A 25,909-nucleotide genomic window follows, 5' to 3' on the forward strand; every position below is an offset into this window, starting at 1 on the left:
GCGGGGTTAAAGGGCGTTTCCGGCGCCTGCGCAACCCCAAAGCAACGGGCATGGCTCAGGCGCGGCCGGGCGTTGCCGCTCAGCGCGGCTTGGGTCGTCGCGATGGCAGCGATCCCTCAGGCCGCGCGCGCCACAGGTGCGCGAACCGACCTCCGTTTGGGCAGGGCCGCGCCGGTCGGGACGATCATCCCCCCGGCGCCGTCCAGCGCACCGTCGGCGAACTCGATCGCCAGCAGGCGGTCGCGCTCGAACGGGCCGGGCAGCGCAAGCTCGGCCGTCTTGTCCGCCGAGAAGCCGAAGCGGGCGTAATAGGCGGCATCGCCGAGCAGGATCACGGCTGCATGCCCGCGCGCCCGGGCGGCGGCCAGCGCTTGATGCATCAGCGCGGCGCCGATCCCGAGCTCGCGGCAGGCAGGGTCGACCGCGAGCGGTCCGAGGACCAGAGCGGGCCTGCCTCCGGCGCTGACGTGCCACAGCCGCACGGTTCCCACGAGCTTGCCCTCGCGCATAGCCGACAAGGCGAGGCCTGCGGCAGGCGCGCGTCCGTCGCGCAGGCGCTGGCAGGTGCGGCCATGGCGGTCCTCGCCAAAGCAGGCATCGAGCAGCGCTTCGCGCATCGCGACGTCTCCAGCACGCTCCGCGCGGATCATGAACGGAGCGGCTTTCGAGGTGAGGGCGATCTGTGGCTTCCGAAAAGCAGTCATGGCGCGTCAGTCCCCGCTTGAACGGACGTGCGAGCAGCACGCCGGTCCAAGACGTCGTCAGATCGAAATGTCAGGGAGGGAGCCGGCAAGCCGGCTCCCGGGTTCGTCAGGCCTCTCGAACAGAGAGGCGGATCAGATGTGGTACGTCTTCAGCGGCGGGATGCCGTTGAACGCCACCGACGAGTAGGTCGACGTATAGGCCCCGGTGCCCTCGATCAGAACCTTGTCGCCGATCTCGAGCGTGACCGGGAGCGGATAGGGGTTCTTCTCGTACAGCACGTCGGCGCTGTCGCAGGTCGGCCCCGCCAGCACGCACGGCGTCATGTCCGCGCCGTCGTGACGGGTGCGGATGGCGTAACGGATCGACTCGTCCATGGTCTCGGCGAGACCGCCGAACTTGCCGATGTCCAGGTACACCCAGCGCACCTCGTCCTCGTCGCTCTTCTTCGAGATGAGCACGACCTCGGACTCGATGATGCCGGCGTTGCCCACCATGCCGCGGCCCGGCTCGATGATGGTCTCCGGGATCTGGTTGCCGAAGTGCTTGCGCAGCGCGCGGAAGATCGAGCGGCCGTAGGTGACGACCGGCGGCACGTCCTTCAGGTACTTGGTCGGGAACCCGCCGCCCATGTTGACCATGGTCAGGTTGATGCCGCGCTCGGCGCAGTCGCGGAACACCTGCGAGGCCATCGCCAGCGCACGGTCCCACGCCTTCACCTTGCGCTGCTGCGAGCCGACATGGAAGGAGATGCCGCACGGCTCCAGCCGGAGGCGCTTGGCGTGGTCGAGCACCTCGACCGCCATCTCCGGGTCGCAGCCGAACTTGCGTGACAGCGGCCATTCGGCGCCGGCGCAGTCATAAAGGATGCGGCAGAACACCTTCGCGCCGGGGGCGGCACGGGCGACCTTCTCGACCTCGGCGGCGCAATCGACCGCGAACAGCCGGATGCCGAGCGCGTAGGCGCGCGCGATGTCGCGCTCCTTCTTGATCGTGTTGCCGAAGGAGATGCGGTCAGGCGTCGCACCCGCAGCCAGCGCCATCTCGATCTCGGCGACCGTCGCGGTGTCGAAGCAGGAGCCCATCGAGGCGAGCAGGGCCAGCACTTCCGGCGCCGGGTTCGCCTTGACGGCATAGAACACGCGGCTGTCGGGCAGCGCCTTGGCGAAGCTCTGGTAATTGTCGCGCACGACCTCGAGGTCGACGACGAGGCACGGCTCGGTGTCGAGGCCATCCTTGCGGCGGTTGCGCAGGAATTCCTGGATACGTTCGGTCATGGCACTCTCCCAAACGGCCCAGCGACGGGCCCGTTCAAAACATGACGCCGGATAAGAGTGCTCTGGCCGGATCGCGCGATGGAGGCGCGACGAAGCCACAAGACTCAAACCAGACTGTGCTGCCGTGGATTGGTTGGGAGTGTTCCCGCCCGCACACCTGGCAATGAAGGACAAGCCTTTTCAGTAGCCCGCGCCGGCGTTGGAATGCCGGTAGAGACCAAAAAAGCCCGATCCGTCGTTGCTTTAAGTCGCGTCCCCCGTTGAGAGCGGGGTGCGCCGGTTCGCCTCCGGCTGCCAGTCACGGTTGCAAAGAGCGAAGTCACCTTCGACATGGCATCTCTTTGAGAGAGATGCTGGGCGCTCCGGGTTTGCTTCGTCGTCCGACCTTGGAGTCTTGCGACCTCGGCCTTCCGACTTCCACACTTCCGAAGAGCCCCTCGGCTTCTTCACCCCTTGGCGGCTGTCCGGCCTCTTGTCCGGATACCTACCGACTGACACACGACCACAGGCACGTGCGAAATTGGGCAAGTCCGCACATAAGTGTTTTGACTCGGCTTCGCAAGAATTTTTTTAGGCTGCGAACAGAATTGCCTAACATCTGCTTGCGCAGTGTTGCGCGAGCGACGCGGAAGATGAACGCGCGTTAAGTTTTCCGTGGCAGCGCGCGCGTCTCTCGCGCGCGAGACGCGTCAGCCGCGCTTCGTGAAGGGCTCGATGCGCTGAGCCGCGCGGATGAAGGCCGTCATCACGAGCACGCCGAGTGCGAACAGCACGGCCTGCAGGATGTGTGCGCCCTGGTCGCCGAGCCCGAACAGGATCGCGAGCGCCCAGCCGCCGGCGAACGCCGCGCCGAACACTTCGGCGCCGATCAGGATGGCGGCGCTGATGACGGTGATGACGCTGGGCCAGACAATCTGACGGGAAGACGAGGAAGGCGCGTTCATGAGCTTAAGGGGTCCGTGGTCCATCGAGGGCCGCAATCTCCTCGAAAAGGCGGCCGGGAGCAAGGCCAAATGGCCCAAAAAAGCCCCATCGCGTGCTATAGCTGGCCGCAACAATCGAGCCATGAAAACCGGGACTTGCGATGTCAGAACCCCGCCAAATTACGGACTCCGAGACCAATCCGCTGCTGAAGGCCTGGGTGACGCCGTTTGCGACCCCGCCCTTCGACGAGATCAGGACGGAGCACTTCCTGCCCGCGTTCGAGCAGGCCTTCGCCGACCATTCCGCCGAGATCGCGGCGATCACCAGCGATCCGGCCGCGCCCGACTTCGCCAACACCATCACGGCGCTGGAGCGCTCGGGCAAGCTGCTGAGCAAGGTCGCGGCGGTGTTCTACGACCTCGTCTCCGCGCATTCCAATCCGGCCATCCTGGAGATCGACAAGGAGGTCTCCTTGCGGATGGCGCGGCACTGGAATCCGATCATGATGAATGCCGTGCTGTTTGGTCGCATCGCCCAGCTGCATGAGAACCGCGCCAATCTCGGCCTCACGCCCGAGCAGCTTCGCCTGCTGGAGCGCACCTACATCCGCTTCCACCGCGCCGGCGCCGGCCTGTCCGAGGAGGCCAAGACCCGGATGGCCGAGATCAACGAGAGGCTCGCCCAGCTCGGCACCGGCTTCAGCCATCATCTGCTCGGCGACGAGCAGGACTGGGTCATGGAGCTTGGCGAGGCCGACCGCCTGGGCCTGCCGGAGAGCTTCGTCGCCGCCGCCAAGGCTGCGGCGGAAGAGCGCGGCATGGACGGCAAGGCCATCGTCACGCTGTCGCGTTCCTCGGTCGAGCAGTTCCTGAAGAGCTCGGCCCGGCGCGACCTGCGCGAGAAGGTCTACAAGGCCTTCATCGCCCGCGGCGACAACGGCAACGCCAACGACAACAACGCAACCATCGTCGAGATCCTGAAGCTGCGCGAGGAGAGCGCGAACCTGCTGGGCTATCCGACCTACGCCGCCTACCGGCTCGAGGATTCCATGGCCAAGACGCCCGACGCGGTGCGGGGCCTGCTGGAGCGGGTCTGGAAGCCGGCGCGCGCCCGGGCGCTTGCCGATCGCGACGAGATGCAGGCGCTGATCACGGCGGAGGGCGGCAATTTCAAGCTCGCCCCCTGGGACTGGCGCTTCTATGCCGAGAAGCTGCGCCTTCAGCGCGCCAATTTCGACGATTCTGCGATCAAGCCGTACCTCGCGCTCGACCACATGATCGCCGCCGCCTTCGACTGCGCCACGCGCCTGTTCGGCGTCACCTTCGAGGAGCGCAAGGACGTTCCGGTCTGGCATCCCGATGTTCGGGTCTGGGAGATGAAGGACAGGGACGGCAAGCACAAGGCACTGTTCTACGGCGACTACTTCGCCCGGCCGTCGAAGCGTTCCGGCGCCTGGATGACCTCGCTGCGCGACCAGCAGAAGCTCGACGGCGAGGTCGCGCCGCTGGTTCTCAACATCTGCAATTTCGCCAAGGGCGCCGACGGCGAGCCCTCGCTGCTGTCGCCCGACGATGCCCGCACCCTGTTCCACGAGTTCGGCCACGGCCTGCACGGCATGCTCTCCAACGTGACCTATCCGTCGCTGTCGGGCACCTCCGTGTTCACCGACTTCGTCGAGCTGCCGTCGCAGCTCTACGAGCACTGGCAGGAGCGGCCCGAGGTGCTGCAGAAATTCGCCCGCCACTACCAGACCGGCGAGCCGCTGCCGGACGACCTGCTCCAGCGCTTTCTTGCCGCGCGCAAATTCAACCAGGGCTTCGCCACGGTCGAGTTCGTCTCCTCGGCGCTGATCGACCTCGAATTCCACACCCAGCCGGCGGCCGCGGCGCAGGATGTTCGCGCCTTCGAAAAACGGGAGCTGGAGAAGATCGGCATGCCCGAGGAGATCGCGCTGCGTCACCGCCCGACGCAGTTCGGCCACATCTTCACCGGCGATCATTACGCCGCCGGCTATTACAGCTACATGTGGTCCGAGGTGATGGACGCCGACGCCTTCGGCGCATTCGAGGAGGCCGGCGACATCTTCGATCCTGCCGTGGCAAAACGCCTGCACGACGACATCTACGCCTCGGGCGGATCGCTCGATCCGGAAGCCGCCTATGAGGCCTTCCGCGGCCGCCCGCCCGAACCCGACGCGCTGCTGCGCCGGCGCGGCCTGCTCGACAACGCCAAGGCTGCCTGATGGGAACGACGTTGCGCCGTCTGTCTGGACTGCTGCTGGCCGCGGGCCTCTCGCTCGCCGCCGGCGCGGCGAGCGCGCATCCGCATGTCTGGATCACCGCCACCAGCGAGCTGCTCTATGCTGCGGACGGCACCATCACCGGCGTCCGCCACGCCTGGACCTTCGACGACATGTTCTCGACCTATGCGGTGCAGGGGCTCGAGAGCAAGACCAAGGGCGCCTATACGCGCGAGGAGCTGGGGCCGCTGGCGCAGACCAATGTCGAGTCGCTGAAGGAATATGCCTACTTCACCTTCGCGCGAGCGGACGGCAAGAAGGAGCGATTCCAGGAGCCGGTCGACTATTTCCTCGACTACAAGGATACGGTCCTGACCCTGCACTTCACGCTGCCGCTGAAGAACCCGGTCAAGCCCAAGCAGCTGGTGCTCGAAGTGTTCGACCGTTCCTTCTTCATCGACTTCAAGATGGCCAAGGACCATCCGGTCAAGCTGGTCGGCGCGCCCGCCGGCTGCCAGATGAAGCTTGACCGGCCGGGCGACGGCACCGCGACAGCGCAGAATCTCAACGAGCAGACCTTCATGAACGGTGAGAACACCAATTTCGGCATGATGTTCGCCAACAAGATCACGGTGGATTGCCCTTGAAGCCGCCACTCCCTCCGCTTGCCCGCTGGCTGTTCGCCGGCGCCGCCGTCCTGCTGGCGATCAGCGTGGCCGATGCGGCGCTCCACGACGTCCTCGCGCAAAATCCGTTCGGCGCGCCGCGCCCGGCGCAGGCGCCCGCGCCCGAGGCCGGCGGTGTCGTCGGCTGGCTCTTGGCAAAACAGTCGGAATTCTATCGGCAGATGTCGTCCACGATCCGCGCCGCGAAATCCGACGGCTCGGCGGTGTGGACGCTGCTCTTCATCTCGTTCGCCTACGGCATCTTCCACGCCGCCGGCCCCGGCCACGGCAAGGCGGTGATCGCGTCATATCTCGTCGCCAACCGCGAGACCGCACGGCGCGGCATCGCGCTGTCGTTCGCCTCGGCGCTGATGCAGTCGCTGGTGGCGATCCTCATCGTCGGCATCTCGGCCTGGGTCCTGAATGCGACCGCCAAGACCATGTGCAAGGCGGAAGGGGTGATCGAGATCGCGAGCTACGCCCTGATCGCGCTGTTCGGGCTCCGCCTGGTCTGGGTCAAGGGCCGCACCTTCATCCGGGCGCTGCAGGCGGTCCAGCAGGTGCCGGCGATCGCCGGCGTGCCGCACCATCATGATCATCACCATCATCATGATGCCCACGATCATCACGGCCACGGTCACGATCATCATCACCACGATCACGGCCATGCGCACGCCCATGCCCATCACGGTCATGACCATGTCCATGACGAGCATTGCGGCCATTCCCACGGCCCCACGCCGAGCGAGCTCTCCGGCCCCGGCGGCTGGCAGCGTGGCTTTGCCGCGATCCTCACCGTAGGCATCCGTCCCTGCTCCGGTGCCATCCTGGTGCTGGTGTTCGCGCTGGCGCAGGGTCTGTTCTGGGCCGGCATCGCCGCGACCTTCCTGATGGGGCTCGGCACCGCGATCACGGTCGCGGCCATTGCGGTCGTCGCCGTCTCCGCCAAGGACATCGCCGCGCGCCTCAGCGCCGGGCGCGACGGCGGCGGCGCGCTGTTCATGCGCGGCATCGAATTCGCGGCCGCCGGCGTCGTGCTGCTGTTCGGCGCGGGCCTGCTGTTCGGCTACATCGCCGCCGAGCGGACGACGTGTTTCTAGGTTGAGCTCTCGTGCCCCGGACCAGCGCAGCGCGTAGCGATGCGCTGCAGAGCCGGGGCCCATCCCTCCCTACGGCAGGACGCGGCCTTCTAGGTCCCGGCTCTGCGCAGCAACGCCAGGAGCGTTGCAGCGCGTCCGGGACACGAGAGCGGCGCCTTTGCGAACTCCCTTCGATCCGCTATTGAGTTCGCCAAACCAACAAGAACATCTCGGGAGTCTCCATGTCGCGGGAAAATTTCTGGTTCTTTCATCCGTTCCGGGTGCGCTATTCCGAGATCGACGGGCAGGGCGTCGTCTTCAACGCGCATTACCTGACCTATTTCGACACCGCCATCACCGAATATTTCCGCGCGCTCGGTTTCGACCAGTACGCCGACGCTCAGGCGAGCGGCATCGATTTCCACGTCGTCAAGTCCGTCATCGAATATAAGGCGCCGGTCCGCTTCGACTGGGAGCTGGACGTCGGCGTGCGCGTGGCGCGGATCGGAAATTCCAGTCTCGTCTTCGAGCTCGCCATCTTCCTGAAGGGCGGCACCGAGGCGCTGGTGACCGGCGAGATCGTCTGGGTCTACACCAACCAGGAGACCCACCGTCCCGTCACGATCCCGGCATCCATGCGGGCGCTGATTGCGACGCGGGAGCGGCATTTGGCGGCGACAGACCTCACACCGGCAGGAACCGCTTCAGGGCCGGCATGAAGAAGATCCCGAGATTGATCGCAAAGCCGACGGTCCAGAGGATCGAGCGCAGCGTCGGTCGGTTGCCGAGATAGGTCAGCACATAGGCGAGGCGGACGATGAGGAAGAGGGCCGCGAGTTCGTCGACGAGGCGTTGCGGCGAATCCCTGTATTCGGCGAGCAGGACCGCGAAGGCGAAGAACGGGAAGGTCTCGATGCCGTTCTGGTGCGCGCCGAGCGCGCGCTGCGAGAGGGGATCCTCGTAGAAGGCAGGGTCGCGCGGCCGGGAATTGTCGAAGCGGCGAAACCTGATCCATTTGACCGCGGCGATCGTAGACAGATAGAGCAGCAGCGCTCCAAAGACGCACCATTCCGCGAGTGTCATCGTCGTTCCCTAGCCTGGGTGCGACCCTAACGAAATCGGCCTCATCTTGACAAGTTCGAACCAACGCGCGACCCACACAGCCATGACCAGCGTCGTCCCCATCGAGACCGGAAGACCAGCCGCTCAATCCGCCTTGCCGCGCGTCGGCGTGCTGCTGGTCAATCTCGGCACGCCCGACACCGCCGATGCGCCGGGCGTGCGGGTTTACCTCAAGGAATTCCTCAGCGACGCGCGCGTCATCGAGGACCAGGGCCTGATCTGGAAGGCCGTGCTGAACGGCATCATCCTGCGCAGCCGCCCCCGCACCAAGGCGCTCGACTACCAGAAGATCTGGAACACCGAGAAGAACGAGTCGCCGCTGAAGACCATCACGCGGTCGCAAGCCGACAAGTTGGCGGCCTCATTGTCCGACTACGCCCACGTCGTGGTGGACTGGGCGATGCGCTACGGCAATCCGTCGATCAAGTCGGGCATCGACGCGCTGATCGCGAAAGGCTGCGAGCGCATCCTGGCGGTGCCCCTGTATCCGCAATACTCCGCCTCGACCTCGGCGACCGTCTGCGACGAAGTGTTCCGCGTGCTCGCCCGCCTGCGCAACCAGCCGACGCTGCGGGTGACGCCGCCCTATTATGAGGACGCGGCCTATATCGAGGCGCTCGCGAGCTCGATCGAGACCCATCTGGCGAGCCTGCCGTTCAAGCCGGAGCTGATCGTGGCCTCCTTCCACGGCATGCCGAAATCCTATGTCGAGAAGGGCGATCCCTATCAGCAGCACTGCATCGCGACCACGCAGGCGCTGCGCCGCAGGCTCGGCATGGACGAGACGAAGCTGCTGCTGACCTTCCAGTCGCGCTTCGGCAATGCCGAGTGGCTGCAGCCCTATACCGACAAGACCATGGAGCGGCTCGCCAAGGAAGGCGTGCGCCGCATCGCGGTGGTGACGCCGGGCTTTTCCGCCGACTGCCTGGAGACGCTGGAGGAGATCGCGCAGGAGAACGCCGAGATCTTCAAGCACAATGGCGGCGAGCAGTTTTCCGCGATTCCCTGCCTCAACGACAGCCAGCCCGGCATGGACGTGATCCGCAGCCTGGTGCTGCGCGAGCTCCAGGGCTGGATATGACAGGCGCCCTGCACCGCAATATTAACCTGGCCGCTAGGTTTGCTTCCGCATCCTTCAGGAGCCTTCCTCCGACTACATAATCGCCGCCATTCCCCTCCGTCCGTCTTGTGCAGATTCGCACTGATGCCAACGTTACGCGCGACCGCTGAACCGGTATGGTCGTGTTCCCGACCAATGACAGCGCGGGAAAGGCCTTTTCCTGCCTTGGAGGAAATATGAGCGGTTTCGATATCTTCGCGATTGTTCTGGTCCTGCTCGTCATCGTCACGCTGGTGGCCGGCGTGAAGACGGTGCCGCAGGGCTATGACTGGACCATCGAGCGGTTCGGCAAATACACGCAGACGCTGAGCCCCGGCCTCAACCTGATCGTGCCCTATTTCGATCGCGTCGGGCGCAAGATCAACATGATGGAGCAGGTGATCGACATTCCCGAGCAGGAGGTGATCACCAAGGACAACGCCACCGTGACGGTGGACGGCGTCGCCTTCTACCAGGTGTTCGACGCCGCGAAGGCGAGCTACGAGGTCGCCAACCTGACCCAGGCCATCACGGTCCTGACCATGACCAACATCCGCTCGGTGATGGGCGCGATGGACCTCGACCAGGTGCTGTCGCATCGCGACGAGATCAACGAGCGCCTGCTCCGCGTTGTCGATGCCGCGGTGTCGCCCTGGGGCGTCAAGGTCAACCGCATCGAGATCAAGGATATCGTGCCGCCCGCCGACCTCGTCGAGGCCATGGGCCGGCAGATGAAGGCCGAGCGCGTCAAGCGCGCCGACATCCTGGCTGCCGAAGGCCAGCGCCAGTCCGAGATCCTGCGTGCCGAGGGCGCCAAGCAGGGCCAGATCCTGCAGGCCGAAGGCCGCAAGGAAGCCGCGTTCCGCGACGCCGAGGCACGCGAGCGTTCGGCGGAGGCGGAAGCGAAGGCCACGCAGATGGTGAGCGAAGCCATTGCCAAGGGCGACGTTGCCGCGTTGAACTATTTCATCGCCGACAAATATATCAAGGCGTTCGGACAGTTTGCGGAGGCGCCGAACCAGAAGATCATCATGCTGCCGATCGAGGCCACGAGCATGCTCGGTTCGCTCGCCGGCATCGGCGAGATCGCCAAGGCGACGTTCGGCGAGAGCGCGGCCTCGGGGTCCGCAGCCGCTCGCCGCCCCGGCTCGGTGCCTCCGACCGGCAGCACGCCGCCGGCGGTGCCGCCGCGGCAGGGATAGTCACCGGCGCATGACCCTTCGCCAGGGCCTGCGCCAATGATGGAAGGTCGCGTCATGACCGACATGTTCGTATCGCTCGGCACTTGGAACTGGCTGATCTTCGGCTTCATCCTGATGGCGCTGGAGGTGCTGGCGCCGGGCATTTTCCTGTTCTGGTTGGGGCTGGCCGCGCTGCTGGTCGGGCTGATCTCGTTCGCCGTGACCACGTCCTGGCAGCTGCAGTTGGTGATGTTCGCGGTGTTCACCGCCGCCGCCGTGCCGGTGTGGCGCCGCCTGGCCCGGCCGAAGCCGGATGCGAGCGCCAGCCCCTTCCTCAACAAGCGCGCCGAGGCCCTGCTCGGGCGTGAGTTCACGCTGGAGAAGCCGATCATCGACGGCAGCGGCACCATGCGCATCGGCGACACCGTGTGGCGCGTGGCAGGCCCCGACACGCCCGCCGGAACGCGGGTGAAGGTGGTGCAGGTGGATGGTGCCAACCTGACGGTCGCCGCGGCGTAGCCTCGCTTACCCTCCCCTGGAGCGCAGGGCAATCGCATATGGCGCTTTGCGAGACCTGAGCGCGCGCCTCGTCCTTCGAGACGACCGCTTTCGCGGTCTCCTCAGGATGAGGCTAAGCAGCATTGGTGCTCGTTGAAACTGGTGCCGCGCACCTGGTCCTCATCCTGAGGGCCCGCCAACGGCGGGCGTCTCGAAGGATGGCCACAGGCGAGATCGCTCCCATATGCGATTGCCCAGCGCTCCAGGAGAGGGTGAGCGAGGCACTACCTCTTCCACCGCTCCGCAAAGCGGTGCAGCGGCATGACCATCTCGCAGAGGTCCCGTCCCAGCACCGTCAACCCATAACCTCCGCCTTCGCCAAGCTCGACGAATCCGGCCTCGCGCAGCTCCGTCAGCCGTGCCTGCAGCACCGTCGGCGAGGCCTCGTCGCAGGCGGTGCGCAATGCGCGGGAGGTGAGGGGCCCGCCGCGCAACTCCCACAATATCCGCAGGCTCCAGCGCCGGCCGAGCAGGTCGAGCAGCGCCATGATCGGCCGTCCGGTGCGCGATCCCCGGACCCGCGGCGTCCTCGTGTCTGCATGCTTGGCCATCCTGCCCTCTTGCGGTTTGCTACAAATAATGTAGCGTTCTGCTACGTTAATTGTAGCAACGAAGGTCGGCTGATGTCCCCATCCATGCCGCGCATTGCGCCGCTCACCCCGCCTTATCCCCTGGAGATCCAGGCGCAGTTCGACCGCATCATGCGCGGCGCGCCGCCGCTGCTGCTGTTCCGGGTGATGGCGGGCCACGGCCGCGCCTGGGACAAGTTTCGCGCCGGCGGCTTGCTCGATCCCGGCCCGCTCTCGCTGCGCCAGCGCGAGATCGCCATCGACCGCACCTGTGCGCTGAACAAGTGCGAGTATGAATGGGGCGTGCATGTCGCCGTCTTCGCCGGGCCGGCGAAGCTCACCGAAGAGGAGGTGCGCGCGACCGTGCACGGCGATGCGATGTCGGCCTGCTGGTCACCGGCGGAGCAGGCCCTGATCGCAGCCGTCGACGCGCTACATCATCGAGCGACGCTGGGTGACGAGGAATTCGCCGCGCTCTCGGCGCATTACGACGAGGCGCAGATCCTCGAGATCATGCTGCTGTGCGGCTTCTATCGCACGGTGTCGTATCTGGCGAACGGGCTGCATTTGCCGCTGGAGGAGAAGGCCGCGCGGTTTCCGCAATGACCCCTGCGCCGTCATTCCGGGGCACGCGAAGCGTGAGCCCGGAATCCATCGTGCAGCGCCCTCGGAGATGAATGGATTCCGGGCTCGCGCCCAAGCGGGCGCGCCCCGGAATGACGGCGCGCGGAGAGCCGCGTGCCTTACGCCACGCCCGCCCGCAGCAGGTCGTGCAGATGCACGATGCCGACCACGTTGCCCGCCTCGGTGACGACCAGCGTCGTGATCTTGCGGGTGTTCAGCACCTCGATCATCTCGGTGGCGAGCATCGAGGGCGGCACCGTCTTCGGCTGCCTGGTCATGATGTCGTCGACCGCCATCGTCAGCAGGTCGGGCCGCATGTTGATGTGGCGGCGCAAATCGCCGTCGGTGATGATGCCCGCGATGCCGCCGGCCTCATTGACGATGCAGACGCAGCCGAGGCCCTTGGCCGACATCTCGATCACCGCGTCCGACATCTTGGTGCCGAGCGGCTTGACCGGGATTTCCGCGCCGGTGCGCATGTAGTCGCGGACGAATTTCAGCATCGCGCCCAGCTTGCCGCCGGGGTGGAAATGCGCGAACTCCAGCGCGGTGAAGCCGCGGCCTTCGAGTAGCGCGATCGCGAGCGCGTCGCCGATCGCGGCCTGCATCAGCGTCGAGGTGGTCGGCGCCAGATTGTGCGGGCAGGCCTCGCGCGCCTTCGGCAGCTCGATCACGATGTCGGCGGCCTGGCCCAGCGACGACGACGCGTTCGAGGTCACCGCGATCATCGGAATGGCGAAGCGCGCCGAATAGTTGACGAGGTTCTTCATCTCCGGCTGCTCGCCGGACCAGGACAGCGCCATGATGACGTCGTCGGCGGTGATCATGCCGAGATCGCCATGGCCGGCCTCGGCGGCGTGCACGAAGAAGGCGGGCGTCCCGGTCGAGGCCAGCGTCGCGGCGATCTTGCGCCCCATATGGCCTGATTTGCCGAGCCCGGTGACGATGACGCGGCCCTTGGCGTTGCGGATCAGCTCGACCGCTTTGGCAAAGGTCTCGCCCAGCGGGCCGCGCAGGGCGGCTGCGAGCGCGTTGATGCCGCCGCTCTCCGTCTCCAGGGTGCGGAGCGCGGATTCGACGCTGTCGGGGAGGGGGCCGGATGATGCGGTCATCAGCGGTTTCGAACTCGGCATGCTCTGGTCCAGGGAGGAGGGGGCGTTCGCCCGTCGGCGCCTCATTAGCATGCCGGGGCTCCGGAGGCGACGCGCCGGCCTCGGCCCTCAACCGGTCATTAACCATAATTGTTTTAACTCCATTAACGATGGTTCCCGCCAGCCGGTGGGCGCGATCGTGAAAGTGTTTGATTTCGTTGGAGTTATTCCATCGTGGGGTCGTCTCCTGGCACCGGCCGGAGCAAACGCGCGCAATTCCTGCGCGCGGCTTTGCCGTGTCTTGTCCCCTGCCTTGTGCTGACGGCCCTCGAAACTACCCCCGCGGCGGCCCAGAGCCTCACGCCCGATCTGTTCAATCCCAACCGCGGTGGCTTCGCCTCGCCTGAGACGCTGCCGACCCGCCGCACGGCGGGCGTGCCGCAGGCGCCGTCGGGCGCGTTGCCGGCGCTGCCTGATCCTAGTGCCGATCCGCGCAAGGCGCGCGAGAAGCCGGCGGCCTCCCGCATCGGCCAGGTCCCGACCTATGGCCTTCCCGCCGCCACAGGCGCGAGCGGCTCCGGCTACGACTCGCTCAACCGCAAGCGGCAGCAGCCCAAGCTGTATCCCGGCCAGCCGAAGCCGAAGCGCGCGGCCGGTCCCGGCTCGCCGGTGCCGACCACGGCGTCGCCGCCGCCCACACTCGGCCTGCCGAAGATTGCACCGCCGCCGTCTGCGTCCGCCAACAAGGCGCCGGTGCCGGCGGCGATGGCGGGCACCGTGCCCGGCCAGCCGCTGCGCCGCCGCCTCAAGGCCGATGACGATCCGTTCGGAGCCGTCGGCGATTATGCCGGCAGCTTCCTGATCAAGGGCGGGCTCGAGCTCTCCACCGGCTACGACACCAATCCGACGCGCCTCAACAGGCCGGTCGGATCGCCGGTCTACGTCGTTGCACCGGATCTCCTGGTGATGTCCGACTGGGAGCGCCACGCGCTGGTGGCCGACCTGCGCGGCTCGTTCTCCGGCTACACCAACACTATGCCGGCGACGATCAACGGTCTTGCCTCGCCTTCGCCGGTCGAGGCCAACCGCCCGGATTTCACCGGCCATGTCGACGGCCGGCTCGACGTCGACCGCGACCTCAAGCTGACCTCGCAGCTGCGCCTGCGCCTCGCCACCGACAATCCCGGCAGCCCGAACGTGCAGGCCGGCCTGCAGAGATATCCGGTTTACGCCGCCTACGGCACCACGGTCGGCTTCGACCAGACCTTCAATCGCTTCCAGGTCGCCGCCGGCGCCACCGTCGATCGCACCGCCTACACGGACTCCAAGCTCACCGACGGCTCGACCTTCAGCAACGACGACCGCAACTTCAACCAATATGGCGGCGTCGGGCGCTTCTCCTACGATCTGAAGCCGGGGCTGAAGCCGTTCGTCGAGATCCAGGGCGACACCCGCGTCCACGACCAGGCCGCCGACCGCAACGGCTACTTCCGCGATTCAAACGGCGGCTACGCCAAGGTCGGCTCGTCCTTCGAGTTCTCGCGCATCCTCACCGGCGAGATCTCGGTCGGCTATGCCGCGCGCAACTACACCGACCCGCGCCTCAGCCAGCTCGCAGGCTTTCTCACCACGGGCTCGCTGATCTGGAATGCGAGCGGGCTGACCACGGTGAAGTTCTTCACCGACACGCAGATCTCCGAGACCACGGTCGCCGGCTCCTCCGGGGTCCTGGTGCGCACTTACTCCGCCGAAGTCGACCACGACTTCCGCCGCTGGCTCACCGGCATCGGCAAGTTCACCTACGGCACGCTCGACTACCAGGGCCAGAACCGCAACGACAAGACCTACTCGTTCGAGAGCAACCTGATCTACAAGCTCAACCGCAACATCTGGGTCAAGGGCACGCTGCGTCACGACATCCTGGAGTCGAGCGTGGCGGGGTCCAGCTCGCAGGGGACGGTGGTGCTGGTCGGGGTGAGGCTGCAGAATTAGGGGCAAGCCGTCATGGCCGCTCGAATTACCTTGGACATCAATTCGGCTGGCGAATTCGAGCTTTGGCATAATCCAGAAGGCCGAGACCTTCTTGTGAAGCAGCTACTGGCCCTGAACGAAACCAACGAGCATTTTCACTTGATGCCAAGTGAAGTCCCATCGGACGTTGAGGTTTCGACGCGCCCCTATCGACCGAGCGACAAGCTTCTCGAATACGGCAAGGTGCTGTTCCGGCTTGACGAGTGGGACGCGCGCGACTTCCCGCACGTATTGGTGTGAAGCCCGTCGCTCCATTCACTCCGCTGTCATGCCCCGGCTTGACCGGGGCATCCAGTACGCCGCGGCTTATCGATTCAATTACGACTCTCTCTGGAATACTGGATCGCCCGGTCAAGCCGGGCGATGACACCGTTTGTTGAACTGCGGCGACGCGTGCCGCGACTACCGCGGCAGATCCGTCTTCCCCATCAAAAATGTGTCGATCGACCGGGCGCACAGCCGGCCTTCGCGGATCGCCCACACCACCAGCGACTGGCCGCGGCGCATGTCGCCGGCGGAAAACACGTTGGGGCGCGAGGTCTGGTAGTCCAGCGTGTTGGCCTTGACGTTGCCGCGCGGGTCGAGCTCGACCGAGAGCAGCTTCAAGAGGCCCTCGTGCACGGGATGGACGAAGCCCATGGCGAGCAGGACGAGGTCGGCCTCGAGCTCGAACTCGGTGCCGGCAATCGGCTTGAACTTGTCGTCGACGTGCACGCAGTGCAGCTTCTTGACCTTGCCGTCCTCGCCGGAAAACTTCTGCGTCAGCACGGCGTATTCGCGCACCGCGCCTTCGGCCTGGCTGGAGGAGGTCCGCATCTTCAGCGGCCAGTTCGGCCAGGTCAGGCCCTTGTTCTCGCGCTCGGGCGGAGCTGGCATGATCTCGAGCTGGGTCACCGAGAGCGCGCCCTGGCGCAGCGAGGTGCCGATGCAGTCGGATCCGGTGTCGCCGCCACCGATGACGACGACATGCTTGCCGCCCGCCAAAATCTCCTGGACGCCGCCGAGCGGCTCATTCGAGACGCGGCGGTTCTGCTGCGGCAGGAAGTCCATGGCGTAGTGGATGCCGGACAGCTCGCGGCCGGGGATCGGCAGGTCGCGCGGGGCTTCCGCGCCGCCGGTCAGCGCCACCGCGTCGTACTCGTTGAGCATCTCGCGCGGATCGACATTGCCGTCCGCGCCGACATGGCTGCCGTAATGGAAGGTGACGCCTTCGGCTTCCATCTGGGTGACGCGGCGGTCGATGACGCCCTTCTCCATCTTGAAGTCGGGGATGCCGTAGCGCAGCAGGCCGCCGGCCTTGGCGTACTTCTCGTAGACGTGGACGTCGTGGCCGGCACGCGCCAGCTGCTGGGCGCAGGCCATGCCGGCCGGCCCTGCGCCGATCACGGCGACCTTCTTGCCGGTCTTGTGCGCGGCGATCTCAGGCTTGAGCCAGCCGCTATCCCAGGCACGGTCGACGATCGCGCATTCGATGGTCTTGATGGTGACCGGGTTGTCGTCGATGTTGAGCGTGCAGGATGCCTCGCACGGCGCCGGGCAGATGCGCCCCGTGAACTCCGGGAAATTGTTGGTCGAGTGCAGGTTGCGCGACGCCTCTTCCCAATTGCCCTGATAGACGAGGTCGTTCCAGTCGGGGATCTGGTTGTTGACCGGGCAGCCGGGCGTGCCGGGTGCGACCGAGCCGGTGCCGTGGCAATAGGGAATGCCGCAGTTCATGCAGCGCGCCGCCTGGTCGCGCACCTCCTTCTCGGAGAGCGGAACGACGAATTCCTTGTAATGCTTCACGCGCTCGGCGACCGGGGTGTACTTGCGGTCGCGCCGTTCGATTTCGAGAAAACCCGTGATCTTGCCCATTAAACCCGAAGTCCCTGCCGCTTAGTCGTTTGTTGCTTCTCACCGTCATTGCGAGGAGCGAAGCGACGAAGCAATCCAGTCTGCTATCGAGGAGAACGTCTGGATTGCTTCGCTTCGCTCGCAATGACGGGGTGTGATGCCTTACGCCCCGATCGCGATTTTCGGCTCGGCGTCCGCGTTGGCGGCCATTTCGCGCAGCGCGCGCCGGTACTCGACCGGCATCACCTTGCGGAATTTGGGCAGCCATTCCTTCCAATTGGCAAGGATGTCGGCGGCGCGCTTGGAGCCGGTGGCTTTCGCATGGCGCGAGATCAGCACATGCAGCCGCTCGACGTCGGAGGCGAGCAGGTTCTTGAACACGTCGACCCGGCCGTGCGCCTCGAGGTCGCCGGCATGGTGATAGGTGCCGGCGTTGATCAGCTCCTCGGACAGCACGGGTTCGAGCTCGACCATGCTGAGATTGCACAGCTTGTCGAAGTCGCCGGTCTCGTCGAGCACGTAGGCGATGCCGCCGGACATGCCGGCCGCGAAGTTGCGCCCGGTCTTGCCGAGCACGACCACAATGCCGCCGGTCATGTATTCGCAGCAATGATCGCCCGCGCCCTCGACCACGGCGACCGCGCCCGAATTGCGCACGGCAAAGCGCTCGCCGGCGATGCCGCGGAAATAGCACTCGCCCTCGATCGCACCGTACATCACGGTGTTGCCGACGATGATGCTCTCCTCCGGCACGATGCCGGAGTTCTTCGGCGGCTTGACGATGATCTTGCCGCCCGACAGGCCCTTGCCGACATAGTCGTTGCCTTCACCCTCGAGCTCGAAGGTGACGCCGTGGGCGAGCCAGGCGCCGAAGGCCTGGCCGGCGGTGCCCTTCAGGCTGACATGGATGGTGTCGTGCGGCAGGCCGGCATGGCCGTAGATCTTGGCGACGGCACCGGACAGCATCGCGCCTGCGGAGCGGTTGGTGCTGTTGATGCTGGCCTCGATCTTCACCGGCGCGCCGCGGTCGAGCGCAGGCTTGGCCTGCTCGATCAGCGAGCGGTCGAGCACCGCCTCCAGATGATGGTTCTGGCGCTCGGAGTGATAGATCTTCTGGCCCTTCTCTTCCTTCTGCTTGACGAACAGCTTGGAGAAGTCGAGGCCCTTGGCCTTCCAATGCGCGACCAGCTTGGTCTGGTCGAGCAGCTGTACCTGGCCGACCATCTCGTTGAAGGTGCGGAAGCCGAGCGAGGCCATGATCTCGCGGACTTCCTCCGCGACGAAGAAGAAGTAGTTGATCACGTGCTCGGGCTGGCCGGTGAAGCGCTTGCGCAGGACGGGATCCTGGGTCGCGACGCCGACCGGGCAGGTGTTGAGATGGCACTTGCGCATCATGATGCAGCCGGCCGCGATCAGGGGCGCGGTGGCGAAGCCGAACTCGTCGGCCCCGAGCAGCGCGCCGATCACGACGTCACGGCCGGTGCGGAAGCCGCCGTCGACCTGGACCACGATGCGGCTGCGCAGCCGCTCGCGCACCAGGGTCTGGTGGGTTTCGGCGAGGCCGATCTCCCACGGCGAGCCGGCATGCTTGATCGAGGTCAGCGGCGAAGCGCCGGTGCCGCCCTCGAAGCCCGCGATGGTGACATGGTCGGCGCGCGCCTTGGCAACGCCCGCTGCCACCGTGCCGACGCCGATCTCGGAGACCAGCTTGACCGAGACGTCGCCCGTCGGGTTGACGTTCTTGAGGTCGTAGATCAGCTGCGCCAGGTCCTCGATCGAGTAGATGTCGTGGTGCGGCGGCGGTGAGATCAGGCCGACGCCCGGCGTCGAGTGACGGACCTTGGCGATGGTGGCGTCGACCTTGTGGCCGGGCAGCTGGCCGCCTTCGCCGGGCTTGGCACCTTGCGCCATCTTGATCTGCATCATGTCGGAGTTGACGAGATACTCCGTGGTGACGCCGAAGCGGCCCGAGGCGACCTGCTTGATCGCCGAGCGCATGGAATCGCCGTTCGGCATCGGCTTGAAGCGGTCGGCTTCCTCGCCGCCTTCGCCGGTGTTCGACTTACCGCCGATCCGGTTCATGGCGATCGCGAGCGTGGTGTGTGCCTCGCGCGAGATCGAGCCGAAGCTCATCGCACCCGTGGCGAAGCGCTTGACGATGTCCTTGGCCGGCTCGACCTGGTCGAGCGGGATCGGCTTGCGCTTCTCCTCCTCCGCGCTCTTGATCCGGAACAGGCCGCGCAGCGTCAGCAAACGCTCGGACTGCTCGTTGAGGATCTTGGCGAAGGCGCGGTAGCGCTCCTGCGAATTGCCGCGCGCGGCGTGCTGCAGCAGCGACACCGACTCCGCGGTCCAGGCATGGTCCTCGCCGCGGCTGCGATAGGCATATTCGCCGCCGACGTCGAGCGCGTTCTTGTAGACCTGCGCCTCGCCGAACGCGTCGGCGTGACGCCGCACCGCTTCCTCGGCGATCTCGGCAAGGCCGACGCCTTCGACGCGGGTGTGGGTGCCGGCAAAGAATTTGGCGACGAAGTCGGCCTTGAGGCCGACGGCGTCGAAGATCTGAGCGCCGCAATAGGACTGGTAGGTCGAGATGCCCATCTTGGACATCACCTTGAGCAGGCCCTTGCCGATCGACTTGATGTAGCGCTTGACGATCTCGTAGTCGTCGAGCGAGCCGGGCAGGCGATCCTTCATCGCGATGATGGTCTCGAACGCGAGGTAGGGATTGATCGCCTCCGCGCCGTAGCCCGCGAGACAGGCGAAGTGGTGCACTTCGCGCGGCTCGCCGGATTCGACGACGAGGCCGACCGAGGTGCGCAAACCGGTGCGGATCAGGTGATGATGCACCGAGGCACAAGCCAGCAGCGACGGGATCGGCACCCGGTCGGTGCCGACCATGCGGTCGGACAGGATGATGATGTTGACGCCCTCGCGCACCGCGCTCTCGGCGCGCGCGCAAAGCTCGTCCAGCACCTGGTCCATGCCGGCCGCGCCGAGACCGGCGTGGAAAGTCGTGTCCAGCGTGCGCGACTTGAAGTGGGTGTCGGCCACGTCGGAGATCGAGCGGATCTTTTCCAGATCCGCGTCGGTCAGGATCGGCTGACGCACTTCGAGACGCTTGGTGGTGGCCATGCCCTGCAGGTCGAACAGGTTCGGCCGCGGTCCGATGATGGAGACGAGGCTCATCACCAGCTCCTCGCGAATCGGGTCGATCGGCGGGTTGGTGACCTGCGCGAAGTTCTGCTTGAAGTAGGTGAACAGCGGCTTGGCCTTGTCCGACAGCGCCGAGATCGGCGTGTCGTTGCCCATCGAGCCCGCCGCCTCTTCGCCGGTGGCCGCCATCGGCGTCATCAGGATAGCAATGTCTTCCTGGCTGTAGCCGAACGCCTGCTGGCGATCCAGCAGTGACAGATTGGAGCGCACGCCTGTGGTCGGGACCTTCGGCAGCTCTTCCAGCACGATCTGGGTCCGCTCCAGCCATTCCTTGTAGGGATGGCTCTTGGCGAGCTCGGCCTTGATCTCGTCGTCGGGAATGAGGCGACCCTGCTCGAGGTCGACCAGCAGCATCTTGCCGGGCTGCAAGCGCCACTTGGTGACGATCTGGTCCTCGGGGATGGTCAGCACGCCCATCTCGGACGCCATCACGATGCGGTCGTCCTTGGTGACGAGATAGCGCGCCGGCCTGAGGCCGTTGCGGTCGAGCGTGGCGCCGATCTGGCGGCCGTCGGTGAAGGCGATCGCGGCGGGGCCGTCCCACGGCTCCATCAGCGCGGCGTGATATTCGTAGAAGGCGCGGCGCTTCTCATCCATCAGCGGATTGCCGGCCCACGCCTCCGGAATCATCATCATGACGGCGTGCGGCAGCGAGTAGCCGCCCTGCACCAGGAATTCGAGCGCGTTGTCGAAGCAGGCGGTGTCCGACTGGCCTTCGTAAGAGATGGGCCAGAGCCGGTTGATGTCCTTGCCGTACAGCTCGGAGCTCACCGAAGCCTGCCGCGCCGCCATCCAGTTGGTGTTGCCGCGCAGCGTGTTGATCTCGCCGTTGTGCGCGATCATGCGGTAGGGATGCGCGAGCGACCAGGCCGGGAAGGTGTTGGTCGAGAAGCGCTGGTGCACGAGCGCGAGCGCGCTCTCGAAGTCCTTCTCGTGCAGATCGGGATAGTACTTGCCGAGCTGGTCGGCGAGGAACATGCCCTTGTAGATCACGGTGCGGCAGGACAGCGAGCAGGGGTAATAGCCCGCAAGTCCGCGGTCGCGGCGCTGGTAGATCGCCTGCGAGATCGACTTGCGCAGGATGTAGAGCCGGCGCTCGAACTCGTCCTCGGTCTTGGCGGTGCCGTTGCGGCCGATGAACACCTGCATGCAGGCGGGCTCGGTCGGCTTCACGGTGACGCCGAGCGAGGAATTGTCGGTCGGTACGGTGCGCCAGCCGAGCAGGGTCAGGCCCTCTTCCTTGATCTGGTCGGCGATGATGCTCTTGATGACGGTGCGCCAGGCGGTGTCGCGCGGCATGAACAGCGCGCCGATGGCGTATTCGCCGGGCGCCGGCAGCGTAAAGCCGAGCTCCCCGGCCTTGCGGCTGAAGAAGGCGTGCGGGATCTGCACCAGGATGCCGGCGCCGTCACCGGCGCGCGGGTCGGCGCCGACGGCGCCGCGATGCTCGAGATTGCAGAGGATGTTCAGCGCGTCCGAGACGATCTCGTGCGACCTCTTGCCCTTGATGTTGGCGATGAAGCCGACGCCGCAGCTGTCCTTCTCCAGGCTCGGATCGTACAGTCCTTCGGCTTCGGGGCGCCAATTGTGCTCCTGAATGGGTGAGGTGATCGGATCGGTCGTTTTCGAGGCGACCGTCGCCGACAGCTGTTCTGCCACGATGTTTCCGCGCTCGAATTGCGACCCGTTCATTGTTCCTGTCCTCTCCGTGCGGCAAGCTGTCTCACCGCCATCTTCGGCGCACCTTGGGCGTTCCGCGGCACCCGCCTCTGGGTTACCGCTCGTCCTTTGCGAGCCGCATTTTCTTAAATTCAGGCCTAGGCGTTCTTCGTCCCCGAGAACGGCTTTGCCTGGTACCTTCCTGGGTCCCGAGAGCACCAGGATTCGCTGCAATCCCTGTGCCGGGATCGCGAGCAAAATTGAGACAGTCTTCCTGTCCTAACCATCACCTTGCCAAATTTTTGTCTAGCACACAAGCGTGCGGAAGTCCCGATTCCCCTCAAGTCGATCAATCGCTTTCCAAAAGTTGCGCAGCCGCGATTTCGAAAGGAACGCGCCCTGATCCGGCCCTGTAGACGCCGGAATCCTCAATGAAGCTTCGCCTTGGCCCTTCGAACCGAGCGCCACGCCGTCACAAGCGAAAGAGCGCGAGGCATCCGAGGGCCTGACAGGAGCGTATCGACCATGAAGTTTTTCACAGGATGTGTGGCCGCTGCCGCGCTGGTGCTGGCTGCAACCACCGCGCGGGCCCAGGTTCCAGCCGTCGGTATCGGGGGCGGGGGCTATATCGCGGTGTCGGATTTCGACGGACCGTACGGGCCGGGCGAAGCCGCGCCACCCCCGCCGCCGCGTTACGGCTACGGTTATGGCTATGAGGAGCGCGGCCCGGCGCCTGCACTGTTGCCGGCCACCGAGGTCTATGCGGTCCTGCGCGACAACGGCTTCTCCCCGCTCGGCATCCCGCGCCTGCGCGGCAGCGTCTACACGATCGCGGTGATCGACCGCCGCGGCGACGATGGCCGGCTCGTGATCGACGCCCGCGATGGCCGGATCATCCGCTTCCTGCCGGCCACTGACGCCTACGGCATGGCGCCTGCCTATGAAGAACGCGCGGTCGCCCCTTACGGGCCGCAAACCGCGCTGCCGCCGCCAACCATGGTCCGCAGCGGCCCGCCGCGCCCGCCGGCCGCGATCCCGCATGTGGCATCTCGCACCGTGCCGCTGCCCAAGGCAGCCCCACGACGCGGCGAGACGCCGGCCGCCGTCGCCAGGCCGGCCGAGCCCGCGACGCAGCAGGCTCGCGCGCCGCAGGCCTCCGCACAGCAGGCCGCTGCCGTGCAAGCAAAGCCAGTCGAGGCCGCACCGGAAGCCGCCGCGCCGACCGTCGGCCAAGCCAAGCCAGCCCCGGCGATCCTGCCCACGCAGGAGATGCCGGCCGCGCAAGGGCTGGACTAGCGCTGCGAGTCTGGCGCGACGGCACCAGCCACACCAACGGTGTCATCCCCGCGTTCGCGGGGACGACACCGGGAGAGATTGATCAAAACAAAAAGCGCCCGAAAATATCGGGCGCTTCGGCATAAAGGCGGCCTCACCTCAGCTCCGCGGATATCCCGCCGCTTCCAGGATCAGATTGGCCACCTCTTTCGGATGCGACACCAGCGAGAGATGGCCGGCGTCGAGCTCGATCGTGGTGGCGTTCATGCGCTTGGCGAGGAAGCGCTCGAGATCGGGGTTGATGGTGTAGTCGTTCTTCGACACCGCGTACCAGCTCGGCTTGCTGCGCCACGCCGCTTCCGTGGTGCGGCCGGCGAAGATCGAGGCCGCGGTCGGCCATTGCACGGCATAGAGCTCCTTGGCCTGCTCAGGCTTCACGCCGTTGGCAAAGTACTTCAGGAAGGCGTCTTCCGAAAGCTTGGTATAGCCATCGCGCTCAACGATGCCGGCGCGCACCGGGCCGGTCGGAAACTGCTTCGACAGCGCGACAAAATCCTCGTTCGCATCGGGCGCGCGGGCGGCGACATAGACGAGGCCGGTCACTTTCGGATCGGTGCCGACCTGGCTGATCACGGTGCCGCCCCAGGAATGCGCGACCAGCACCGTGGGACCATCCTGCTCGGCCAGCGCGCGCTTGGTCGCCTCGACGGAGTCGCTGAGCGACGACAGCGGGTTCTGGACCGCGGTCACGTGCAGGCCAGCGGCCTGGAGGATCGGGATCACCTCCGACCAGCTGGAGCCGTCGGCCCAGGCACCGTGTACCAGCACGACGTTCCTGGCCTTCACGGTTTGCGATGTTTGCGCCTGCGCAAGGCTGAGGGGAGCCGCCAAAAGGCTCGCGGCGACGAAAAGGCTGCGCCAAAGTGACATGATCGTTCTCCGTCTTGTTTTGGTGTCGATATCCAAAGGACGGAGCGCGCGGCGGCCGCGTTACGCATCCTCACCGCTCTGTGATGCAGCGCAAAATAAAACGCCCCGGGGCACCGGGGCGTTTCGTAACCTGGAAGTGACGCGCGATTTACGCGGCGGCTTGCGCGGCCGAGTTCTCGATCACCTGCGCCTTCGGGGCGCCGGTGTTGATCGCGATCTGTCGCGGCTTCTTCGCCTCGGGAATCTCGCGGACGAGGTCGACGTGAAGCAGCCCGTTCTCGAGCGAGGCGTCCTTCACCTGCACGAAGTCGGCGAGCTGGAAGGCGCGCTCGAAGGCACGCGCGGCGATGCCGCGGTAGAGCACTTCGTTCTTGCTGTTCTCGTTGGCGACCTTTTCGCCCTTGATCGTCAGCGTGTTTTCCTTCGCGACGATGGAGAGCTCGTCCTTGACGAAACCCGAAACCGCAACGGTGATGCGGTAGGCGTTCTCGCCGGTGCGCTCGATGTTGTAGGGGGGATAGCCGGGGCTGCTGCCGTCCGAACCGGCCTGGTCGAGCAGGCTGAAGAGGCGGTCGAAGCCGACGGTGGAACGATAGAACGGGGTGAGATCGTAGCTACGCATGGTCAAGTCCTCCATTGAGCGACTGTTGGGTAACCCGCCCGCCAATCGGGCCGGGCTTTCATCTGTGTGCAGCCTGATGTTCCGGTTCCGAAACACTGGTAGCGGCCTGCACGAAGGTGATATGGGTGGAACGAGACGGCGTTCAAGAGGGCGGCATTTGCGCCTTTTCGGCGCTTTGGCCCCTTGATTTGCAGCACTTCGCGCCCAAGCACCTCCAAACATGACGCTGGTCTCGATCCCGTCCAACCCCGTCCCCGAAAACGTCGTCAGCGGCACCATCAAGACCCCCGATGGCGTCGAGCTACGCTTCGCGCGCTGGGCCCCGCCGGCGAACCGCAAGGGCACGGTCTGCGTCTTCACCGGGCGCAGCGAGCAGATCGAGAAATATTTCGAGACCGTGCGCGACCTGCGCGACCGCGGCTTTGCCGTGGCGATGATCGACTGGCGCGGGCAGGGCCATTCCTCGCGCCGCCTGCGCGACCCGCGCAAGGGCTATGTGCGCGATTTCTCCGATTTCGAGATCGACGTCGAGGCCTTCGTGCAGCAGGTGGTGCTGCCGGATTGCCCGCCGCCCTTCTTCGCGCTGGCCCATTCCATGGGCGGCACGGTGATGCTGCGGGTGGCGCATGCGGGCAAGCGCTGGTTCGACCGCATGGTGCTGTCGGCTCCGATGATCGACCTGCCCGGCCGCACGACCTCGTTTCCGGTGCGGGCGCTGCTGAAGACTATGCGCCTGCTCGGGCAGGGCGGCCGCTATGTCCCCGGCGGCAGCGACCGCCTCACCGGGCTCGACCCCTTCATCAACAATCCCGTGACCAGCGATCCCGTGCGCTATGCCCGCAATGCCGCGATCTTGGAGGAGGATCCGACGCTCGGCCTGGCATCGCCGACCGTGGCCTGGGCCGATACCGCCTTCCGCGCCATGCAGACTTTCAAGCGCGCCAACTATCCCTCCGAGATCCGGCAGCCGATCCTGATGCTGGCGGCCTCCAACGACACCGTGGTCTCGACCGCGGCGATCGAGGAGTTCGCCTATCATCTGCGCGCCGGATCCCATCTCGTGATTGCCGGCGCCAAGCACGAGATCCTGCAGGAGCAGGATCGCTACCGCTCGCAGTTCTGGGCCGCCTTCGACGCCTTCGTGCCGGGCACGCCGCTGTTCAAGTGAGATAATCCCGCGAAGGCGGTGCGCTCCCTCGCCCCGTTCTTACGG

At 66.0% G+C, this 25,909-nt stretch carries 22 protein-coding genes; 12 read left to right on the forward strand and 10 right to left on the reverse strand.

All coding sequences use genetic code 11. The annotated features are described in order from the left end of the window. Positions 1–116 precede the first annotated feature (116 nt). The 3 genes from DCM80_RS15785 to DCM80_RS15795 form a co-directional block, all read right to left on the reverse strand. Positions 117–704, reverse strand: a complete 588-nt coding sequence (locus DCM80_RS15785; protein ID WP_257197845.1) for a GNAT family N-acetyltransferase — start codon at positions 702–704, stop codon at positions 117–119. Between the two features lie 132 nt (positions 705–836). Then, positions 837–1,979, reverse strand: a complete 1,143-nt coding sequence (locus tag DCM80_RS15790; RefSeq protein ID WP_257197846.1) for a type III PLP-dependent enzyme — start codon at positions 1,977–1,979, stop codon at positions 837–839. Between the two features lie 689 nt (positions 1,980–2,668). Continuing rightward, positions 2,669–2,923 (reverse strand): hypothetical protein, encoded by a 255-nt coding sequence (locus DCM80_RS15795; protein WP_028134216.1) that lies wholly within the window; start codon positions 2,921–2,923, stop codon positions 2,669–2,671. A 140-nt stretch (positions 2,924–3,063) separates the two neighbouring features. On the opposite strand from DCM80_RS15795, the gene DCM80_RS15800 reads away from it, so the two are divergent. The 4 genes from DCM80_RS15800 to DCM80_RS15815 all read left to right on the forward strand — a co-directional run bounded on the left by DCM80_RS15800 (position 3,064) and on the right by DCM80_RS15815 (position 7,605). Next, positions 3,064–5,145, forward strand: a complete 2,082-nt coding sequence (locus DCM80_RS15800) for a M3 family metallopeptidase (protein WP_257197848.1) — start codon at positions 3,064–3,066, stop codon at positions 5,143–5,145. Beyond that, complete coding sequence (locus tag DCM80_RS15805; RefSeq protein ID WP_257197849.1) at positions 5,145–5,789, forward strand: DUF1007 family protein; 645 nt, start codon at positions 5,145–5,147, stop codon at positions 5,787–5,789. The genes DCM80_RS15800 and DCM80_RS15805 overlap by 1 nt, the downstream gene beginning before the upstream one ends. After that, on the forward strand, positions 5,786–6,907 hold the full coding sequence (locus tag DCM80_RS15810; protein ID WP_257197850.1) for a nickel/cobalt transporter: 1,122 nt from the start codon (positions 5,786–5,788) through the stop codon (positions 6,905–6,907). The genes DCM80_RS15805 and DCM80_RS15810 overlap by 4 nt, the downstream gene beginning before the upstream one ends. 221 nt (positions 6,908–7,128) lie before the next feature. Continuing rightward, on the forward strand, positions 7,129–7,605 hold the full coding sequence (locus DCM80_RS15815) for a thioesterase family protein (protein ID WP_257197851.1): 477 nt from the start codon (positions 7,129–7,131) through the stop codon (positions 7,603–7,605). Here DCM80_RS15815 and DCM80_RS15820 read toward each other — a convergent pair. Next, positions 7,571–7,969, reverse strand: a complete 399-nt coding sequence (locus tag DCM80_RS15820) for an MAPEG family protein (RefSeq protein ID WP_257197852.1) — start codon at positions 7,967–7,969, stop codon at positions 7,571–7,573. The two genes, DCM80_RS15815 and DCM80_RS15820, sit on opposite strands and share 35 nt — an antisense overlap. Before the next feature lie 82 nt (positions 7,970–8,051). Between DCM80_RS15820 and hemH the strand changes: the two genes are divergently transcribed. The 3 genes from hemH to DCM80_RS15835 all read left to right on the forward strand — a co-directional run bounded on the left by hemH (position 8,052) and on the right by DCM80_RS15835 (position 10,807). Beyond that, the gene (gene hemH / locus DCM80_RS15825; protein ID WP_257192523.1) at positions 8,052–9,089 is read left to right on the forward strand and encodes a ferrochelatase; all 1,038 of its coding nucleotides are present in this window, start codon (positions 8,052–8,054) and stop codon (positions 9,087–9,089) included. Positions 9,090–9,304: 215 nt separating this feature from the next. Then, positions 9,305–10,309 carry an SPFH domain-containing protein gene (locus tag DCM80_RS15830; protein WP_257192525.1) on the forward strand — a complete coding sequence of 335 codons (1,005 nt, stop codon included), beginning with the start codon at positions 9,305–9,307 and terminating at the stop codon, positions 10,307–10,309. Between the two features lie 54 nt (positions 10,310–10,363). Then, complete coding sequence (locus DCM80_RS15835; RefSeq protein ID WP_257192527.1) at positions 10,364–10,807, forward strand: NfeD family protein; 444 nt, start codon at positions 10,364–10,366, stop codon at positions 10,805–10,807. 263 nt (positions 10,808–11,070) lie between these two features. Here the strand turns inward: DCM80_RS15835 and DCM80_RS15840 are convergent, their stop codons facing one another. Continuing rightward, complete coding sequence (locus DCM80_RS15840; RefSeq protein WP_257192529.1) at positions 11,071–11,397, reverse strand: helix-turn-helix domain-containing protein; 327 nt, start codon at positions 11,395–11,397, stop codon at positions 11,071–11,073. 72 nt (positions 11,398–11,469) lie between these two features. On the opposite strand from DCM80_RS15840, the gene DCM80_RS15845 reads away from it, so the two are divergent. Continuing rightward, on the forward strand, positions 11,470–12,021 hold the full coding sequence (locus DCM80_RS15845) for a carboxymuconolactone decarboxylase family protein (protein ID WP_257192530.1): 552 nt from the start codon (positions 11,470–11,472) through the stop codon (positions 12,019–12,021). A gap of 137 nt (positions 12,022–12,158) precedes the next feature. Here DCM80_RS15845 and DCM80_RS15850 read toward each other — a convergent pair whose 3' ends face one another. Further along, positions 12,159–13,172: an SIS domain-containing protein gene (locus tag DCM80_RS15850; RefSeq protein WP_257192531.1), complete on the reverse strand. Its 1,014-nt coding sequence runs from the start codon at positions 13,170–13,172 to the stop codon at positions 12,159–12,161. A gap of 192 nt (positions 13,173–13,364) precedes the next feature. Here DCM80_RS15850 and DCM80_RS15855 point away from each other — a divergent pair, with 192 nt between their 5' ends. Next, on the forward strand, positions 13,365–15,122 hold the full coding sequence (locus tag DCM80_RS15855; protein ID WP_257192532.1) for an outer membrane beta-barrel protein: 1,758 nt from the start codon (positions 13,365–13,367) through the stop codon (positions 15,120–15,122). A 12-nt stretch (positions 15,123–15,134) separates the two neighbouring features. Continuing rightward, on the forward strand, positions 15,135–15,401 hold the full coding sequence (locus DCM80_RS15860; protein ID WP_257192533.1) for a hypothetical protein: 267 nt from the start codon (positions 15,135–15,137) through the stop codon (positions 15,399–15,401). Positions 15,402–15,563: 162 nt separating this feature from the next. Here DCM80_RS15860 and DCM80_RS15865 read toward each other — a convergent pair whose 3' ends face one another. Further along, positions 15,564–17,015 (reverse strand): glutamate synthase subunit beta, encoded by a 1,452-nt coding sequence (locus DCM80_RS15865; protein ID WP_257192534.1) that lies wholly within the window; start codon positions 17,013–17,015, stop codon positions 15,564–15,566. Positions 17,016–17,156: 141 nt separating this feature from the next. Next, positions 17,157–21,902, reverse strand: coding sequence for a glutamate synthase large subunit (gene gltB / locus DCM80_RS15870; RefSeq protein WP_257192535.1), 4,746 nt, complete (start codon positions 21,900–21,902; stop codon positions 17,157–17,159). 492 nt (positions 21,903–22,394) lie between these two features. Between gltB and DCM80_RS15875 the strand changes: the two genes are divergently transcribed. Then, positions 22,395–23,165, forward strand: a complete 771-nt coding sequence (locus DCM80_RS15875) for a hypothetical protein (protein ID WP_257192536.1) — start codon at positions 22,395–22,397, stop codon at positions 23,163–23,165. A gap of 138 nt (positions 23,166–23,303) precedes the next feature. On the opposite strand, the gene DCM80_RS15880 is transcribed toward DCM80_RS15875, so the two are convergent. Both DCM80_RS15880 and DCM80_RS15885 read right to left on the reverse strand, forming a co-directional pair. Continuing rightward, a complete protein-coding gene (locus DCM80_RS15880) occupies positions 23,304–24,074 on the reverse strand; it encodes an alpha/beta fold hydrolase (RefSeq protein ID WP_257192537.1) in 771 nt (256 codons plus the stop codon). A 148-nt stretch (positions 24,075–24,222) separates the two neighbouring features. Next, a complete protein-coding gene (locus DCM80_RS15885) occupies positions 24,223–24,696 on the reverse strand; it encodes an Hsp20 family protein (protein ID WP_257192538.1) in 474 nt (157 codons plus the stop codon). 220 nt (positions 24,697–24,916) lie between these two features. Between DCM80_RS15885 and DCM80_RS15890 the strand changes: the two genes are divergently transcribed. Next, positions 24,917–25,864 (forward strand): alpha/beta fold hydrolase, encoded by a 948-nt coding sequence (locus tag DCM80_RS15890; protein ID WP_257176365.1) that lies wholly within the window; start codon positions 24,917–24,919, stop codon positions 25,862–25,864. The last annotated feature ends 45 nt before the right edge of the window (positions 25,865–25,909 follow it).

It is taken from the genome of Bradyrhizobium sp. WBOS08 (assembly GCF_024585125.1).
Classification (GTDB): domain Bacteria; phylum Pseudomonadota; class Alphaproteobacteria; order Rhizobiales; family Xanthobacteraceae; genus Bradyrhizobium; species Bradyrhizobium japonicum_B.

What these genes read in the sequence shown, in the direction of transcription:
- DCM80_RS15840 (WP_257192529.1), bottom strand. Translation starts at nt 11,397, where the DNA reads ATGGCCAAGCATGCAGACACGAGGACGCCGCGGGTCCGGGGATCGCGC.
- DCM80_RS15820 (WP_257197852.1), bottom strand. Translation starts at nt 7,969, where the DNA reads ATGACACTCGCGGAATGGTGCGTCTTTGGAGCGCTGCTGCTCTATCTG.
- DCM80_RS15800 (WP_257197848.1), top strand. Translation starts at nt 3,064, where the DNA reads ATGTCAGAACCCCGCCAAATTACGGACTCCGAGACCAATCCGCTGCTG.
- DCM80_RS15805 (WP_257197849.1), top strand. Translation starts at nt 5,145, where the DNA reads ATGGGAACGACGTTGCGCCGTCTGTCTGGACTGCTGCTGGCCGCGGGC.
- DCM80_RS15865 (WP_257192534.1), bottom strand. Translation starts at nt 17,015, where the DNA reads ATGGGCAAGATCACGGGTTTTCTCGAAATCGAACGGCGCGACCGCAAG.
- DCM80_RS15845 (WP_257192530.1), top strand. Translation starts at nt 11,470, where the DNA reads ATGTCCCCATCCATGCCGCGCATTGCGCCGCTCACCCCGCCTTATCCC.
- DCM80_RS15880 (WP_257192537.1), bottom strand. Translation starts at nt 24,074, where the DNA reads ATGTCACTTTGGCGCAGCCTTTTCGTCGCCGCGAGCCTTTTGGCGGCT.
- DCM80_RS15890 (WP_257176365.1), top strand. Translation starts at nt 24,917, where the DNA reads ATGACGCTGGTCTCGATCCCGTCCAACCCCGTCCCCGAAAACGTCGTC.
- DCM80_RS15830 (WP_257192525.1), top strand. Translation starts at nt 9,305, where the DNA reads ATGAGCGGTTTCGATATCTTCGCGATTGTTCTGGTCCTGCTCGTCATC.
- gltB (WP_257192535.1), bottom strand. Translation starts at nt 21,902, where the DNA reads ATGAACGGGTCGCAATTCGAGCGCGGAAACATCGTGGCAGAACAGCTG.
- DCM80_RS15815 (WP_257197851.1), top strand. Translation starts at nt 7,129, where the DNA reads ATGTCGCGGGAAAATTTCTGGTTCTTTCATCCGTTCCGGGTGCGCTAT.
- DCM80_RS15790 (WP_257197846.1), bottom strand. Translation starts at nt 1,979, where the DNA reads ATGACCGAACGTATCCAGGAATTCCTGCGCAACCGCCGCAAGGATGGC.
- DCM80_RS15860 (WP_257192533.1), top strand. Translation starts at nt 15,135, where the DNA reads ATGGCCGCTCGAATTACCTTGGACATCAATTCGGCTGGCGAATTCGAG.
- hemH (WP_257192523.1), top strand. Translation starts at nt 8,052, where the DNA reads ATGACCAGCGTCGTCCCCATCGAGACCGGAAGACCAGCCGCTCAATCC.
- DCM80_RS15835 (WP_257192527.1), top strand. Translation starts at nt 10,364, where the DNA reads ATGACCGACATGTTCGTATCGCTCGGCACTTGGAACTGGCTGATCTTC.
- DCM80_RS15875 (WP_257192536.1), top strand. Translation starts at nt 22,395, where the DNA reads ATGAAGTTTTTCACAGGATGTGTGGCCGCTGCCGCGCTGGTGCTGGCT.
- DCM80_RS15785 (WP_257197845.1), bottom strand. Translation starts at nt 704, where the DNA reads ATGACTGCTTTTCGGAAGCCACAGATCGCCCTCACCTCGAAAGCCGCT.
- DCM80_RS15850 (WP_257192531.1), bottom strand. Translation starts at nt 13,172, where the DNA reads ATGCCGAGTTCGAAACCGCTGATGACCGCATCATCCGGCCCCCTCCCC.
- DCM80_RS15795 (WP_028134216.1), bottom strand. Translation starts at nt 2,923, where the DNA reads ATGAACGCGCCTTCCTCGTCTTCCCGTCAGATTGTCTGGCCCAGCGTC.
- DCM80_RS15885 (WP_257192538.1), bottom strand. Translation starts at nt 24,696, where the DNA reads ATGCGTAGCTACGATCTCACCCCGTTCTATCGTTCCACCGTCGGCTTC.